The sequence below is a fragment of the Ohtaekwangia koreensis genome (assembly GCF_900167975.1).
Classification (GTDB): domain Bacteria; phylum Bacteroidota; class Bacteroidia; order Cytophagales; family Cyclobacteriaceae; genus Ohtaekwangia; species Ohtaekwangia koreensis.
The window spans coordinates 2,689,191-2,706,214 of the sequence record NZ_FUZU01000001.1; the positions used below are offsets into that span (position 1 = coordinate 2,689,191).

Below are 17,024 nucleotides of genomic sequence, written 5' to 3' on the forward strand. Positions count from 1 at the left end.
AAAGAGGCCGCCTCACGTAAGGCGGCCTCATCTTTTGCAAAGGTATCTTCGATTATAACTTTACTATCTTTTTTGAAACGATCAGGTTGCTTTCTTTGATTTTTACCATGTAGATTCCCGGTGCTATACTCGTCAGGTCCACGGCGGCCTTGCTGGAATAAACCTCTTTAGTCAAGAGCAACACCCCCTGTAGGGTATATATTTCAACAACGGCCTGCTTTGAATCCATTACGCTGATATAGAGGATATCGCTTACCGGATTGGGATACAGCTCGGTGGGGTTCGAGACGTCTTCGCTATACACTTCACTGGCCGAGGCGACACGGGCGTTACTTTGTGAGGTAACAAGTTCAAATTGCCAGCGTTGATTGGTGGCGTTGGCATTACAGGTCATTTGTTGCAATATAGCCCCATCGTTAGGCGATGCATCCTTTACTTCAACACATTTTCCACTGTGTCGCGGTTTGATGGTGTAATAATTATCAACGTGCGAGATCTGAAATTGCTGGTTTTGGCCACTGACGGTGGGCCACTGAATGAGGGTTGCTCCATCGGCAGTTGACCCTCCGTTGACATCCATATATTTGTTGCTGTTTTTGTTTTTGAGCTTGTAATATCCATTGCCTGCATCTTCGAGGATCCATTGCTGGTTGGCGCCTTCTTTATAGGGCCACTGCAAAATAGTCACGCCGTTGTCTGGTGATGCGCCCTTAACGTCTGCTACCTTTCCGCTGTGGACAGCTTTTAGTACATAGGTGCCACCCACAATCAGGTCATCGCTTGTCGCTACACGAAGGCTTAGCGTTACGGGTGCTCCGGTTCCAAACGAGTTGGTAGCCTGAAGAGTGATTGAATAGAATCCGCTAACGGTTGGAGTCCCTGAAATCACTCCTGTGCTGGTGTTGACCGAGATGCCTGCTGGCAGAGAAGTCGCGCTAAAGCTGGTGGGTGAATTGTCTGCGGCAATCGTATAGCTAAACGGTATACCCACCGTGGCGGTGGCCGTGGTGGAGCTGATGATAACGGGTACGGGAGGAACTACGATGTATAGCTTTCGTGACCCCGTGCCGGAAGCATTTGTGGCTGTGATCGTAACCGTTGAAGTTGAACCTGCTGTTGTCGGTGTACCGGAAATAACGCCGGTACTGGCATTGATGGAAAGTCCGGCGGGTAGTCCCATTGCACTGTAGCTGGCAGGTGAGTTTGTCGCGGTTATTTTGTAAGTAAAGGGAGTATTATACCGGGCAGATGCTGAGGTGGGGCTTGTAACGATAGGCGCGGCGCTGGCCGTTGCAGCGAAGGTTACATTCTGGGTATAGCTTCCAATGTTGAAGTTACCGCTCGCAGCATCGGTAATGGTAGCGCCATTCATTTTTATTCCCTGAAAGAAGATGTTTTTGGTCATGCGCGTGGCGTCCCAGCCTCTCACAGAAGAGCCGGGGGTATAGCCTGCCTGCGTAAAGGATATATTCATGAAATAGATACTGTCAATTTCGCGCCCGGGTGCGTAGTTGTAGGTTCCATTGTTTACGATGGCCAGTCCAATGAATGTCTTTGAATACGTTGCCGGGTCCATATAACCATTGACACGAATATTTTCATAGCGGTGGTTGGCAGCGCGTACCCTGTCGCCCACGGTGAAGTAAATCACCGGCCGGCCTCCCGAGCGACTCCAGTCGTCAATGTCTATATTTGAACAAACGATATCGCGTATTTCAGTGTCTATGTTTTGATCACCATAAACTCCGATATGGAATGACTGTGCAAGGTCGGGGAGCAGCACGGAATTGGTAACGGTGATATTTTTGCAGCTGCCGGTAAAGCCGCTTTTGCCGCCTCCGTAGAATGTTATAGCATCATCGTGTGTTCGTATAAATACGTTGTCGACTGTGACATTCTGAGAACTGAATATATTATAGGCATCGCCCCATTTTTTGGAGCTGAACGACACGGTGTTTCGAATGGTGACATTGGTGGATTGGCCACAGCGTATACCTGCGCCACCACCGCCACCCCATCCATGGTTTAAGTCGATTAATCCATCAATGTATACATCGTTGACGCGCGTGATGTTGAGGGCATCATAGCCGGCCCGGTAAATAAATCCACGTCCGATAACCTTGGTATTATCACCGCATACAACGCCCGCCACTGCTGCGCCACCCTGTATATATAGTGTTTGTCCGGCCGAGAGTGTTTTGACGGTATTGTCAAAAGTACCCGTCGGTATAACGATAACGTTGGGATCACTCGCCTGAGGCGGGTTTACTTCTAAAGGCTGGGCGATAAAATGGATGCAATTACTATAGTGATTGCCATTGATATCAACATAAAACTTTTTTGGCCCTGGGATGGTAAAGGTGATTTTTGTGCCATCGATGCTCGGTGTTATGTTAAGGGAGTTCGGGCGGACAGCTGCCTGGGTCACCGCTGCATTGAATGTGATTTCAATGTCTATCGGCCCGTTACAGTCGAAGTTGGTGACCGTTGTGTTGATGCCGGATCCCGTTTGGCCAACGACCTGTGCATTGTAGAGGGCAAGGGTGCTCCAGGTAGTCGAACCATTGACTTTGGCGCGCACGGTGTAGGGATACTGCACTCCCTGCAGGCTTGACAACTGTGGATAAGTGACCAGTTGTGCATGGGCACTCCATGATAAGCAGCTGAACATAATGGCTGCAATGAGAAATGCCCAACAAGGCGAAGGCAACGACCCTCTTATGTTGGCCTGGCTTCCGACAAGGGAGCAAATCCGCATGAGTAAAAGTTTGAACGTCATGGTTTTTGGTTTTAGATGGTTGAAACTGAAATGAAGCAACCCTGCTTCACATATAGCCAAAAGTAACGTTTGTGCATACGTTTGCGGGGCATGATATTGACCAACGAGAGGGGGCATATTTGTCAAAATGGATTCATGAGATCTTTACCAACTGAAGGCTTGGTGCTGAAAGGAGGGATGAAAAGTGCTACCCATGACGAATAATAAGGGGTGGTTGTGTTTTTCCGCATGTCTGATATTAACACTATTCAAATACATGTCCACGTCTTTGTCCGTTGCTGAGGTTTTGCCGCCAGGCTTAATACCCAGTAACGGCTACTTGAAAGAACTCGTCGGAGCGCCGGCTTGTAATCCCGCCTGCAACGCACGTGGAAGGTTGACAATTTTCACCCCCTTGGTTGGCAAATTTTATCCATGCAAACGTATGCATCGCCTCTAGTTTTGTGTTTGGAACCATTTACGAGTAAAGAACCCTATGGGGTGCTCAAAGTGATTGACGGCCGCTGTCAATCATTTTCAATGGCTCTTTTAGCGGCGACTTAATCAAACCAAACAACTTATGAAAATCAAACTTCTACTTAGCTTTTGTCTTTGGCTACTTACTTTTCTGGCTAACGGGCAAACGACAGTATCGGGTACTGTCAAGGATGATACCGGGCAGGCATTGCCGGGTGTAAACATTATTGTCAAAGGAACCTCCCTAGGGACGACCTCGGATACCGAGGGCAAATATGCCATCGCGGTTCCGGCAGATGGTGTTCTTTTGTTTAGCTTTATTGGCTATAAATCGCAGGAGGTTTCCATCGGGGACCGTACCGGCGTTGATGTCGTCCTGAGCCCCGAAGTGACAAGCCTCGATGAGGTCGTAGTCGTTGGATATGGCACGCAAAAGCGATCGAATTTAAGCGGCTCGGTTGCCAAGCTCTCAGCGGAGTCATACAAGGACCAACCCCTGCTGAATACCTCGTCTGCCCTCCAGGGCCGTGTTGCCGGGGTGTCCGTTTCGAATTATTCAGGAGCACCTGGTGGGGCGGTTAAAATCCGTATACGCGGTGCAAATTCTATCACTGCCGATAATGAACCACTGTATGTAGTGGATGGGGTCGCCTTAGCCGGTGTTGGACTCTCCGAGATCAACGTCAATGATATCGAGTCCATGGAGGTGTTGAAGGATGCCACCGCTACAGCGATCTATGGATCCCGTGGCTCTAACGGCGTAATTCTCATCACCACTAAAAACGGAAAGACAGGGGCGCCCAAAGTTGAGTACAATGGATTTGTAAGCGTTGTCGATCCTATGAAGCAGTATGATCTGATGGATGCCCAGACCTATGCCAGGATTGCTAACCTTACGTCCGGTGCGGCCGTATTTGCTGATCCCGGATCTTTTGCCGGTAAAAGCACCAACTGGCAAAAAGAGATTTTTGATCGTGCCATCACCCAAAGTCATCAGATTTCACTTTCTGGGGGCTCGCCGGATGTGAAGTATTTTATTTCTGGGTTTACTGTCAACCAAAACGGTGTGCTCTTGAATACATCGCAGAGAAAATTCGGACTTCGAACCAACCTTCAGACCAACATTAATAAATGGATCAGTCTTGGTCTTAACCTCTATGGGGCACGACTAAACTCCCATAACAATACCGATACAGGAGGAAAAGGCAATCCTGTGATGTCAGCATTGACATGGGCACCTACTGAGCCTGTTATGAAAGATGGCACCTACAACCGTTTTGGTATTTCCCCCATCTGGTCTAACCCCTACATGACCATTAAAGAACGCCTCAGCGATAACTTCAGCAACGTGGGTGTGTTCAATGCAAACCTCCGTTTTGACCTGACCGATTACCTGACTTTTACCACGACAGCGGCCCTGAACATGAACATCTCTAAGCTTGCCTATTTGAACAATGACTATATAAGTTCTGGTAATCCCGGTGCTGGGCAGTCATCCTCTCAGAGTTACACCTTCCAGACCGATAACATCCTGGAGTTTCATAAAATGTTCGGCCAGCATGATGTAACGGCCACAGCCGTGGTGGAATCTACCTCCAATAAGGCTGAGACGTTCGCCGCTCAGGGTTCTGGGTTAGCGACCACCTCGAATGGATATAACAACCTTGCCCTCAATAACACGCAGTCTATTGCTTCGACCTATTCCAATTGGGCGTTGTTATCCTTTGTAGGACGCGTGCAGTATGCGTTCAATGACAAGTACCTGTTCACGGCAGCGATGCGCAGGGATGGTTCTTCTAAATTCCAGGGAGCCAACAAATGGAGTATGTTCCCGTCGGTGAGTGCCGGATGGAAACTTTCCAACGAAGCATTTGTCCAGAATCTCGATGCGTTTTCAAACCTGAAGTTACGTGGAGGATGGGGTGTAACCGGTAACCAGGCCATTAACCCGTATGGTACTTTGGGCTTGCTGGCAGCCACAACATACTCGTATGGTACCAACACGCTGTATCCTGCCTATACCATTGGTAACCCGAGCAACCCGGATTTGAAATGGGAAACTACCAGACAGACCAACATCGGATTAGACATCGGATTGTTGAAAGGGAGAATAAACATTACCGCTGACTACTATGATAAGAATACCACCGACTTGTTGCTTGCAACACGCATTGCTAATTATGACGGTGGAGGATCACTTCTTAAAAATGTTGGAAAGGTTAATAATAAAGGACTTGAATTGGCTGTAGAAGGGGTGATCATCCAGACGAATGATCTCCGGTGGTCCGCAGCAGTTAATTATTTCACCAACAGGAACAAGGTTATTAACCTGGGGCCTGACTCCCTGGTTCAACGCGGCACGTGGGGTGGTGGTCTGATGAGTGCGCCCATTCAGGTTTTACAGGTAGGGCAGCCCATGTCGAGCTTCTATCTGATTCCCTGGGAAGGTGTCTACCAGAACGAAAGCGGAGTATACAAAGCCGGTGATGCGCGTTATACCGATACCAGCGGGAACGGCACCATTGGATTGGAAGATCGAATTATCGTTGGCTCGGCAATCCCCAAGTTTCAGTTTGGATTCAACAATACAGTCACCTACAAGAAATTCAGTCTGAACCTTTTCATTCAAGGGGTCTACGGCAATAAAATCTTTAATGCAACGTATGCGGCCACGGCCGTGCCCACCAGTGACGTGAAGTATCCTACGCTTGCAGAGGCTGCCGATTATTGGACGCCTGCCAACACCTCATCAACGTGGGCAAATCCCGGCAGCACCAACAAGAGCTGGGTTGAGTCTACGCAGTTCCTGCAGGACGGGAGCTATGCGCGCCTGAAGAATGTGAGTCTTTCGTATCAGGTGGATAAGAGTCATCTCAAGTTCCTGTCTGCAAAAGTTTATGTGAGTGCGCAAAACCTGTTCACGATCACCAACTACAAGGGCTTCGATCCTGAAGCTTCCTCTACGGGTTCTACCTCTGATTCAGATGGCGGTATTGACTTAGGAGCTTACCCTTCGGCCAGAACCTACACCCTTGGTGCTGTCTTAACTTTTTAACAAAACAAACACGCAAAAGCATAATGAAAAACATTTATAAATATTGCTTAACGGGACTCATACTTGTGGGCTTAGCGGCTTGTGAGAAGGATTTCCTCGATGAGACACCCCAGGGTAGTCTTGCACCGGAAACATTTTATAAAACGGCCCAGGATCTTACGCTGGCCGAGGCGGCGCTGGCCGTTACCTTGAATGGTGCATTTAACCAGCCCGTATCACCTTACTACGCTGGTGATGACCTAACCTCAAAGCGGTCGGGAAATAAGATTGATTTCTCGGATTTTGATGTGTTTCATGCCAATTCATCGAACTCTCGAATGACCGGCTGGTGGAATTATTTCTATGGTACAATTAAGTCGGCAAACGGGCTTATCGAAAACCATGGTAAAGCTACTGAGGCCACAGAGGAACAGCGCAGCCATGCAGCAGGGATGGGATACTTCATGCGTGCATTTTCATATTTTTATCTCACGCGTACCTGGGGTGAGGTGCCGATGCCTACACAGGTGATGGTAGACAACAACCGTCCGAACGCTCCTGTATCGGATATCTATAGCCTTATTGTAACCGACTTGCAGCAGGCTGAGCAACTATTGCCGGACCATTGGACGGGGAATGCCAGGCAAAACAACGTGGATATATTTCCCACTCGTGGTTCGGCAAAAGCTTTATTGGCAAATGTATACCTGACCATGGCCGGCTGGCCGTTGAAGCAAACGGATAAATATGCTTTGGCTGCTGCAAAGGCAAAAGAAGTAATGGAGGGGAAGGCAACCTGGGGATACGGTCTGCTCGCAGACTTCGGAGATCTTTGGAAGATTGAAAACAAGATCAATCAGGAGGCGGTGTTCGCATGTTATTACAGTAACGATGTGTCGGCCTGGAACTGGGAAAACGGAAATATGATGGGGCCCAATCCGTTTGCTCCCGACTTTGAAGAGGGTGGATGGGACGATGGCTTTGGTGAAATTGCTTTTTATGAGAACTTTCCGGAAGGACCTCGCAAGGCAGCAACGTACCAGGAGGAGTATTTTGTAAAGCATGATCCCGATAATGTAATCGGCTGGCAAGAGACGTTAACCAAGCACCCGTATTTCCTCAAGTACCGTGATGATCAAAGCTACGATTGGACCACGCACACAGCCAATGACTGGTGGGGGAGTGCGACAACATATGTGATTCGTTATTCCGAGGTGTTGCTTACCTATGCCGAGGCGCAGGCAATGTCTGCAGGAGCTGATCAAACAGCCTATGATGCGGTTAACGAGGTGCGCAGCCGTGCCGGCTTGGAGGATCTGACACCGGGTCTTTCACCTTCAGCCTTCAGAGATGCTGTTCTTGCCGAGCGTGGCTGGGAGTTTGCAGCGGAGGTTGGTATTCGTTGGTTTGATTTGGTCCGTACCGAGACGGTGGCAAAAGCGACTGCCCTCCGTGATGGCTCGGAAGTGACCTTGCTAAGTCAACCATCGGATGTGGATCATACCTACTATTGGGCGCCACGGCCGGAATATAAATAGTTCCGCTCGCAAGTAAACAGAAGTCCCCGGAGCGGCCGCTATATATGCAAGGCTGCTTTGGGGACTTTTATATATAGTATATGCGCAGAATATATAGTATACATACGAAAGCATTACATAGATTTACGGTCCCATGAACTTTATGAAAACAGACAGTCCCCGCTTTGAATTTGCTGATAGTGTTGTCTATCGATTTATACTTGTTTTTTTTACTCGCCTGAAAATGATCCGGGGAATTCTCTGCCTGCTCATGGGCATGCTGTTGATTTCGGCGAACCCTGTTGACAACCCCGGTCCCTATACGGCCTACCTGTTTACTTATTTTACGGGTGGAGAGAAGGGAGATGAACAGATCCGCTTTGCTCTCAGTGAGGATGGTTTTAATTACATCGCCCTTCATGACAACAAACCTATACTCTCGTCGGCTGCCATCAGCAGTACGGGAGGTGTCCGGGATCCGCATATATTGAGAGCCTGCGACGGGAAGACTTTTTTTATGGTGGCTACCGATATGCATGTGGCCAAGAACGAATGGGGTCCAAACGTTGCTATGGTGATGATGAAGTCGCCGGACCTTGTTCACTGGACACATGCCGTTGTAAACGTTCCTGAGAAGTTCCCGGAATTTGCTCACGTCAACCGGGTATGGGCACCGCAGACGATTTACGATCCAGCGCTAAAGAAGTATATGCTTTATTGGTCAATGCGCCTGGGCAATGGTCCGGATAAAATATACTATGCTTATGCCAACAAAGACTTCACGGATCTGGAGACTACACCCAAGCAGTTATTTTTCAGTCCCACCAATTCAGCCTGCATTGATGCCGATATCATATACCATGATGGAAAGTATAATATGTTTTTTAAGACGGAAGGTGCCGATGCAGGAATTAAGAAAGCGGTGTCAGAGAAAATCAATGAAGGCTATGTCTCACTAGACCGGTATCTGGATCAGACGGATGAATCCGTGGAAGGAGCGGGTGTGTTTAAACTCAATAACGATGAAGGCTGGATTTTAATGTATGATGTATATAAGAAAGGGGCCTATCAGTTCACGCAAAGTAAAGACCTCTTAAATTTTACGGTCGTGGACAAGAAAGTCTCAATGGATTTTCATCCCCGGCATGGTACAGTCATGGCGATAACAACGCAGGAATATAAACGCCTGCTTGATGCATGGTTTCCTATAGGCAATGTGTTGTCGGGGGCACAAAACAAATCCGTTCGGTCCAACAACACGGTTGTTGAAGGCACTACGGTAACGCTTTCTGTTAGCCGGGATACTGATCTTTCGAGGCTCGACCCGCAATTTACTTTCCCGAAAGTATATACCCTGAAGCCCGCGGGGCCTCAGGATTTCAGCAAGGGTCCTGTGAAATATACTGTGGCGATGGATAAGAAAGTAACCGAGATTGAGGTCGGTGCTGTTCGGTATGGCAATCCCGTGCTCAACGGGTATTTTGCAGATCCAGATATCCTGTATTCGGAAAAAGAAAAGAAGTTCTATCTCTATCCAACCAGTGATGGATTTGTTCATTGGTCGGGGAGGCGATTCAAAACTTTTTCTTCTACCGATCTATTGCACTGGAGAGATGAAGGCGTTATTCTGGACTTAGAAAAGGATGTCTCCTGGGCAAAGGCAAATGCGTGGGCACCAACCATTGTTGAAACAAAGCGCGGCAGTGGTTACAGGTACTACTACTATTTTACTGCAGGGCAGAAAATTGGTGTGGCAAGTTCAGATTCACCCGTGGGACCATTTGTTGACAAAGGAAAGCCACTGATCGACTTCAAACCCCAAGGGGTGAACGGAGGGCAGGAGATTGACCCGGCCGTGTTTCTTGATCCGGTTTCAAAAAACCATTTTTTGTATTGGGGAAATGGCTATATGGCGGGTGTCAGACTCCATGACGATATGGTGTCTTTCAACCAAGACTCCGTTCGTGTTTTGACTCCGGATGCTACTTTTCGCGAAGGTACTTATGTGATTTTCCGAAAAGGTATATATTATTTTTTCTGGTCTGAGGACGACACGCGCAGCGCGGAGTATAAAGTTCGCTATGGAACTTCGGACAGTCCGCTTGGGCCTATTCGTGTTGCCAGGGAGAATATAGTCATTCGCCGAAATGATACACTGGCCATTCGTGCTACAGGTCACAATTCGATAATTCAAATTCCAGGCAGAGATGAATGGTATATAGTATACCATCGCTTCACTCGCCCGCAAGGAGATGCTATGGGAGGTGCTGCCGGGTATCATCGTGAAGTATGTATTGATCGTTTGAAATTTAATGCCGACGGAACTATAGAGCAGGTGATTCCAACGCTTAACGGTATAGAACCGGTCGCGCTTCATTAACAAGGCCACACAGCAGATCCTTAGGATGATCACTTTCGATAAAAAAGAAAGTTATAGGGTTATATCGGATATTCAGACATGAGAATATAGTATGCCCATTAAAGACCAGGGCGTGGAAAAATGGTGTCACCAAAACGTGCAATCAAATCTACCCGGCTATTGGGGACAAGCCGTAAAATTTTGGAAAACTGCGCTTGGGTGACACCATTCCATTTCTTCATGCAATTGGGCCTAACGATTTAGACTATGCTTCGATGCCTTCGAACTTTAATGTATAGGCACGAATGCCGGGTACCTGATCCGGAAGCTTTACGGTGACCCCGGCAGCATCACGCGACCATTCTATTGGTCCGCTGTATCCCAGCAACTTCACATTTTGAATACGTTCCTGGGCAAGCGATTTGATCAGGAGTGATTTTTTTTCCGGCCACCCAAAGAAGAATGCATATACGGAATCTTTCTTTTTTGTGAACCTGAAATCTTCGCTGCCCAGTGGCTTGCCTTTGCCTTCATTGAATCCCTGTCCCGTGAGTGGGCCAGCGGTGCCCATAGCGGGCCCTTCACCAAAAACCTTCCAGGGCCTCGTGCCAAAGATACCCTCGCCGTTGGACTGCATCCACTCACCAATCTCTTCCACGACAGTGCGTTCTTTTTCATCAATCGTGCCGTTGCCCCGTACGGGGACGTTTAAGAGCAGATTTCCATTTTTAGAGACAACGTCACAGAGAATGTGAATCACGGCTTGTGCTGACTTATAGCCGTTACTATCGTAGACCCTTCGATCATAATGCCAGTTGCCGATGCAGGTGCACGTTTGCCAGACAAAAGGTTCGATGCTATTAAATGCTCCTTTCTCCAGGTCCCATACGATGGCTTTTCGTTGTTGTTCATCCAGAATCTTTCCATTGATGACTACTTCAACGTTGCCCTTCATTTTTTTACTTCGGTTATAGTAGTAGGCGGCAAACTGAAGACCGACCTCGCTAATAGGCCACAGGGGTAAAGCCGTATCATCGAAGTAGATCACATCTGGGTCATACTTATCGACTAGTTCTACGGTTCGTTTTAAAAACTTCTCGCAGTACGCCTTGCTGGGTACGCTTACGCCGTTCCCCCAATGCCATTGTTTATGGATCATCTGGTCTTCGTCGCTGTGGGCACTTAATGGATGGTTTTGTGCATACAGGTCTTGCGGATCATATCCTTGCCACCAGAGGCCCTTTCCGTCCGCTTTTGTGAGTTTTCCATCATAAGGGATATCTGCATGAGGTCCTGACTTGTCAGCCCGCTGAGCGGCCTCATACCAGCTCCAAGCGTGGGCGGCATGGACGCTGACACCGAAGTTAAGTCCGGCTTTCCGGGTTGCTTTGGCCCAACCGTCGATGAGGTCTTTTTTGGGCCCCAGGTTCACTGAATTCCATGCCTGATGGCTGCTGGCATAGTTATCGAAATTGTCGTGGTGATTGGCTAGTGCCATGAAATATTTTGCGCCTGCCTGTTTATAGAGCTTAACGAGTTCATACGGATCCCAGGCCTCAGCTTTCCACTCGTGGATGACGTCTTTGAACCCGAACTTTGAGGGATGTCCATACCGGCTCAGATGGTATTTATACTTCTCACTACCCTCCTGATACAGTTCGCGTGCATACCAGTCTCCGTATTCGGGTTGGCACTGCGGTCCCCAGTGCGCCCATATACCGAACTTGGCATCCCGGTACCATTCGGGTACGGTATACTGTTCGAGCGATGACCAGGTAGGCTTAAAAGGGGCCTGTGCAAACGAGTCTGCTGCCGGGTTGTTCTGTCTCCCGTATAAGTTGCCAGCCAGGGCGCTCCCAGGTAGGACAGCGGCTAGAGTTTTTAAAATTGTTCTTCGGTTCATGGTTGAGTTTTGTATCGTTCAAAATGGTTTAAGCTAAAATTAGGTAAGCCACCTCTCTTTGAAGGGATAATCTTTAAGGCTAATATCCAAAATCAACTCCGTTAATCCTGATGAACAGGCGATTCTGTCACGCGTGGCGAAGCATGCTAAAGACATGAGACGATTCGTTGGTGGGGTGAAGGGGGTTTAATTGGTGGACCAGAACGGTAAGAATCAGCAACTCAGTGTGTGGATGGGTAAATTGGAATCAATTGAAAAATCTTCGACATCCTGTTTCATATCTTGATCCCAATCACGAATCTTCCAATTTACAGTTACACTCCCTCCTTGTTTCTCATATTGCTTTAAAGTATTCAAGATGTCGAGGATGCTCCGGGAGGAGGAGGTGTTGAAGTAACTAAGTCCAAAATTAAAGGTTATCGGTTTATTGAAATAAACCATATAGTCTTCCAGCCATTTTAACAAAGGTGCATAAAATGCGAAGGTGTTTTCCAGGTAGGATTCCCCGTCTAACTCACAGATACCGGTTTCGATAGAAAAGTTTACGTTGGGAATAAAAAAGATGTTTTTCTCCCCTATAATTTTCAGATCTTCCATAGCTATATATTATTGTTGTTGTTTATCGTTTTTGAAACATTAATGGACAGGGCAAAAAAATCGTAATTCTCATCAAAGGGAGTAATCTCTACTTCCAGTGGTGAGCCCGCTTTTAATGCTATATCGATTAGACCTACATTGGCACCGAGCTGGCCTTCATATATAGGCTGATTGCGGAGTTCTCTTTTCCATTGACGCAAGGCATCAACGTCCAGGCTATTGATCTTCTTACACTTCTCCGTAATAATTGGCGCCCAGCTTTTTTTAATCAGGTTCGCCGATGTAAGAGAGTAATGGCTGTTCCAATCGCATATAAGAAACGAACCTCGTCCATAGCTTTTTGACTTTTGATCATGGAGCTCTCTTTCTTCCGAATAGTAGGAGACATTTTGTGCCAATTCCAGAAAGATGGAAAATACTTTCTTATTCAAAACAGGGTTCATCTCGATCTCATTGATGCGATTACCAATAGAAGCCAGCACCGTGTCAATAAAGGGACCCTTATAATAAACGAGGATGTGGTCCTTTTCCAGGTTTTCATCAAATGCCAGAATGTTTAGTTTTTTATCCACAGTTTTTATGATGATTAATTGAATGCTATACTCTATACACGTAAGCCTGAGGAATCCATCCGAATTCCACGAGGATACCTACACTTTCACGCCTATCAGGGTAATGTCGTCTCTTTGGTCAGCGGCTTGCTGATGCTCATCAAGAACCTCGTCAAAGGCCACTTTTTGTTCTGATAAAGGAAGGAATACCACTTGGCTAATGACTTCTTTCAGCCGGGGTGTCCCGAGTTTAATCCGGTCCGGGTTATTCTGATCCGTATATCCATCCGTGGCCAAATAAAATGTGGTGCCCTTTTCAACGATCAGTTCTTTGGTCGTAAAAGGACGTTCGGTAGTGTATTGACCTCCAATGGATCGTCGGTCTGCCGACAGGATGTTAACTGCCTGATGTTGGTTAAGTACATAGAATAAGGGTCGTTTTGCTCCGGCATATAATACCCGCACCTGGCCGCCTTCTCCTTTTTGCATGCGCATGAGACACACATCCATGCCGGCAGTGTTTACACCTTCAGCTTTGTCGATGGCACTCTTGACGCCTTTATCCAATTGTTCGAGTATCTCGGCCGGATCAAGGATGTGTTTGAAATTGATAATTTCGTTGAGCAGGGTATTTCCGATGATGGACATAAAAGCACCGGGAACGCCGTGGCCGGTACAGTCAACAACGGCTATAAAAACAAGATCATTTTCTTCTCCCTCCAGGTCTTCTTTAGACAAATGAGAGAACCAATAGAAGTCGCCTGATACGATATCCTTGGGGCGGTAAAGCACAAAATGTTCTGGTAAAGTCTGACTTATCTTTTTCTCGGAGGGTAGCAGGGCATGATAAATGGTGTTGGCATACAGAATGCTGCTCATCACCTGCTCATTGGCTTTGCGCAGACTATTGTGCTGGATTTCAATTTCTATTTGGCTTTCCTTGAGTTCGTCATTAATGGTTTGGAGTTGTTCGGCGGTGGCCTGTAACTCTTCCTGTTGCTGCAGAATCTCCTCTTGCTTTTCCTGCATGTCGGCATTGATGATTTGCAGGGATTCGGTTTGCGCTTCCAACTCTTCTTTTTGTTGCATCACTTCAGCGGTTCGTTCCAGCACCTGTTCTTCCAGTTTGGCCTTCTGAGCCTGGATGGCGTTGATCCGAATCTGATAGAAGGTGAAAGCACTGCCCAGGATTGCCAAGGTTACTCCGAGTCGGAACCACCAGGTTTGCCAGAAGGGCGGGGTAATGATAACTTTAATGGAGGTGCCTTGCTCATTCCATACCCCATCGTTGTTGGAGGCTTTGACTTTGAAGACATATTCTCCCGGATCTAGGTTGGTATAGGTAGCCTTTCGTTGCGTTCCTACCTGATTCCAATCCTCATCAAAGCCCTCTAGTTTATAGGCATATTGGTTTTTGCCTGGAAGGATAAAATTGAGGGCCGCAAACTCAAAGGTAAACACCGATTGCTTGTAGGATAGTGTCAATTCTTTGGTTTGAGTAATACTTTGCTGAAGTGGTGAGTCTTTGTCGGTCAGATTAGCCGACTTATTAAAGATCTGAAAATCGGTAATGACCACTGGAGGAATGTACGGATTCTCTCGCAGGCTGTCGGGATGAAACATGTTGATACCTGTGGTGCCAGCAAAAAACAGGGTGCCATCGGCCGCTTTATAACAGGCATTGCGGTTGAACTCCTCTACTTGCAGGCCATCATTAACATCGAAGTTGCGGAAAGTGTGCTGCTGAAGATTAAAGCGGCTGAGTCCTTTGTTGGTACCCAGCCACAGGTTCCCTTTTTCATCTTCCAGGATTGCCTTGATCACTTCGTTGGGCAAGCCATCTTTAATGCCATAATGGATGAAGCGGTTGGTTTTCTCATCCAGGCGGTTGAGCCCCCCCATTGTGCCGACCCAGAGGCGGCCCTGGTGGTCCACCAACAGGGTATTGATGGTATTGTGGCTCAGGCTGTGGGGATTCTTTTCATCGTGCTGGTAGCGGACAAACTTCCCGCTGCTGCGGTCAAAGTGGTTGAGCCCACCGTCCGTACCGACCCATAGGTTGGCCTGGCGGTCTTCACAGATGGCAAACACTACATTATTATTCAGACTGGCAGTATCTTTGGAATCGGAGTGGTAGCTGGTGAATTGCCGGCTTCGGTGGTCGTAGAAGCTCAAACCTCCTCCCCAATCGCCCATCCAGACGTTGTGGTCGCCATCTTGGAACACGATTGTCTTGATCTTCCCCGATAGGCCATTCGGACGAGCCGGATCGGGGAAAAAGTGATTAAACTTCCCGGTGCGTTTGTTAAAGAAGGCAAAACTGGCGATGCTGTACCCAATGGCCAGGGAGTCGCGACTGTAATCGACCAGGGAGAAGATGACATCGGTGGCAACCCCCTGTTGAAGTGTGTTGGGGTAGTGGGTAAATTTTCCAGTGCGGCGATCAAACATCACCAGTCCGCCATCTTCGATGCCGATCCAGATGCGGCCCTGTGAGTCACCCGTGACGGCATTCATATTGGGATTGTTAAAGTCGAGGATCTTCTGGTAGTGTACGAACTTGGCTGCGTAGGGAGAATACAGGTTAAAGCCCCCGGCCCAGGTACCGGCCCACATATTACCTTGATCATCCCGATAAAAGGTATGCACTGTATTATTACTCAGACTCGTGGGGTCATCAATGTTCTGGCGTAAGGTGCTGAAGCGGTTCTGGCGGTAGTCAAATAGGCTGATACCCCCGTTCTGGGTGCCAATCCAGAGACGACCGTCGGTACCTTCGGCCAGGGCGAGGACTTCGGTGCGGGAGAGGCTGTTGGGGTTGTTTTCCTCGTGGACAAAGCGAGTAAAGGAATCGGTCTGGCGGTTGTAGAGAAACAGACCTTGGTAGGCTCCTACCCAGAGGCGGCCATGACTGTCTTGAATGACCTTGCATGAATTGATTTGGTAATCACTAACCTGTTTGTTGCGAGGATTGAAGCGTTTAAGATTTCCCCAAGAGACTAGCCAGAAGTCTCCCTGATCGTCCACGGTCACGTTGCGTAAACCGCCAATATTAAATGATGTAGGATAGGCGCGGAATTGCCCCTTCTCCCAGCGGAAGAGTACGTCTGGGGTGACTACCCAGAGGGTGCCCTGGTTATCTTGGAAGATATCAACTATATAGGAGGAGGGCTCATCGCCCAGCGGATAGTGGATGAAGATTTCCTTTTGTCGGTCGAAGCGGTCGATGCCCTCGGTGGTTGCCACCCAGAGATTGCCCGCTTGATCTTCCTGTATATCGTTGATAAAATTGCTGCTGACGCTTGCGGGATTTTTGGGGTCATTGCGGAAGACGGTCATCTCATAGCCGTCATAGCGGTTGAGCCCATCAAGTGTACCGAACCACATATAACCTTGTTTGTCCTTGTAGCTACACTTGCCCATACTTTGGGAAAGTCCTTCTCTCAAAGAAATGCGTTTAAAATGAATTTGTTCCTGTTGAGCATGGCAGAGCAGACCTATAGTTGAAAAAATTAGCAGTAGTAAAGTATTTCTCATAATAGAGTTCCCAAAAATCGATTTTTCCATTACTCCTCTCATGGCGTTAATGGTTTCACGCATATCAAATTTTCAAATCAAACTTTCTGTAAATGTCTTCGTAATCATTTGATTTAATGGATGATAGCGACTTATCATGCATTGACAAAATGGTGTACTTTTGATGCCCAATACGTTTCCTCTGGTTTCAAACGATATAGATCGGCCGAGAACAGGTGTGAATAAAAGGACGCATACACGATCTGTCCTGTTTGTACAGACAATTTGTGTAGATAAAAAAGACTCTCTACC

8 protein-coding genes are annotated in these 17,024 nt (G+C 47.7%); 3 read left to right on the forward strand and 5 right to left on the reverse strand.

What is annotated here, in order from left to right; all coding sequences use genetic code 11:
• Window positions 1-52: 52 nt before the first annotated feature.
• Window positions 53-2,779 (reverse strand): RICIN domain-containing protein, encoded by a 2,727-nt coding sequence (locus tag B5Y40_RS10865; RefSeq protein ID WP_159453657.1) that lies wholly within the window; start codon window positions 2,777-2,779, stop codon window positions 53-55.
• A 559-nt stretch (window positions 2,780-3,338) separates the two neighbouring features.
• Between B5Y40_RS10865 and B5Y40_RS10870 the strand changes: the two genes are divergently transcribed.
• The 3 genes from B5Y40_RS10870 to B5Y40_RS10880 all read left to right on the forward strand — a co-directional run bounded on the left by B5Y40_RS10870 (window position 3,339) and on the right by B5Y40_RS10880 (window position 10,166).
• A complete protein-coding gene (locus B5Y40_RS10870) occupies window positions 3,339-6,290 on the forward strand; it encodes a SusC/RagA family TonB-linked outer membrane protein (protein WP_079686683.1) in 2,952 nt (983 codons plus the stop codon).
• A gap of 23 nt (window positions 6,291-6,313) precedes the next feature.
• Window positions 6,314-7,807 (forward strand): RagB/SusD family nutrient uptake outer membrane protein, encoded by a 1,494-nt coding sequence (locus B5Y40_RS10875; RefSeq protein ID WP_079686684.1) that lies wholly within the window; start codon window positions 6,314-6,316, stop codon window positions 7,805-7,807.
• Window positions 7,808-7,949: 142 nt separating this feature from the next.
• Complete coding sequence (locus B5Y40_RS10880; RefSeq protein WP_245840516.1) at window positions 7,950-10,166, forward strand: glycoside hydrolase family 43 protein; 2,217 nt, start codon at window positions 7,950-7,952, stop codon at window positions 10,164-10,166.
• 244 nt (window positions 10,167-10,410) lie between these two features.
• Here B5Y40_RS10880 and B5Y40_RS10885 read toward each other — a convergent pair whose 3' ends face one another.
• The 4 genes from B5Y40_RS10885 to B5Y40_RS10900 form a co-directional block, all read right to left on the reverse strand.
• Window positions 10,411-12,048 (reverse strand): alpha-L-fucosidase, encoded by a 1,638-nt coding sequence (locus B5Y40_RS10885; RefSeq protein WP_079686685.1) that lies wholly within the window; start codon window positions 12,046-12,048, stop codon window positions 10,411-10,413.
• Between the two features lie 213 nt (window positions 12,049-12,261).
• Window positions 12,262-12,645: a DUF1987 domain-containing protein gene (locus tag B5Y40_RS10890; protein ID WP_079686686.1), complete on the reverse strand. Its 384-nt coding sequence runs from the start codon at window positions 12,643-12,645 to the stop codon at window positions 12,262-12,264.
• A 2-nt stretch (window positions 12,646-12,647) separates the two neighbouring features.
• A complete protein-coding gene (locus B5Y40_RS10895; protein ID WP_079686687.1) occupies window positions 12,648-13,217 on the reverse strand; it encodes a SiaB family protein kinase in 570 nt (189 codons plus the stop codon).
• Between the two features lie 78 nt (window positions 13,218-13,295).
• The gene (locus B5Y40_RS10900; RefSeq protein ID WP_079686688.1) at window positions 13,296-16,796 is read right to left on the reverse strand and encodes a two-component regulator propeller domain-containing protein; all 3,501 of its coding nucleotides are present in this window, start codon (window positions 16,794-16,796) and stop codon (window positions 13,296-13,298) included.
• Between the last annotated feature and the right edge of the window lie 228 nt (window positions 16,797-17,024).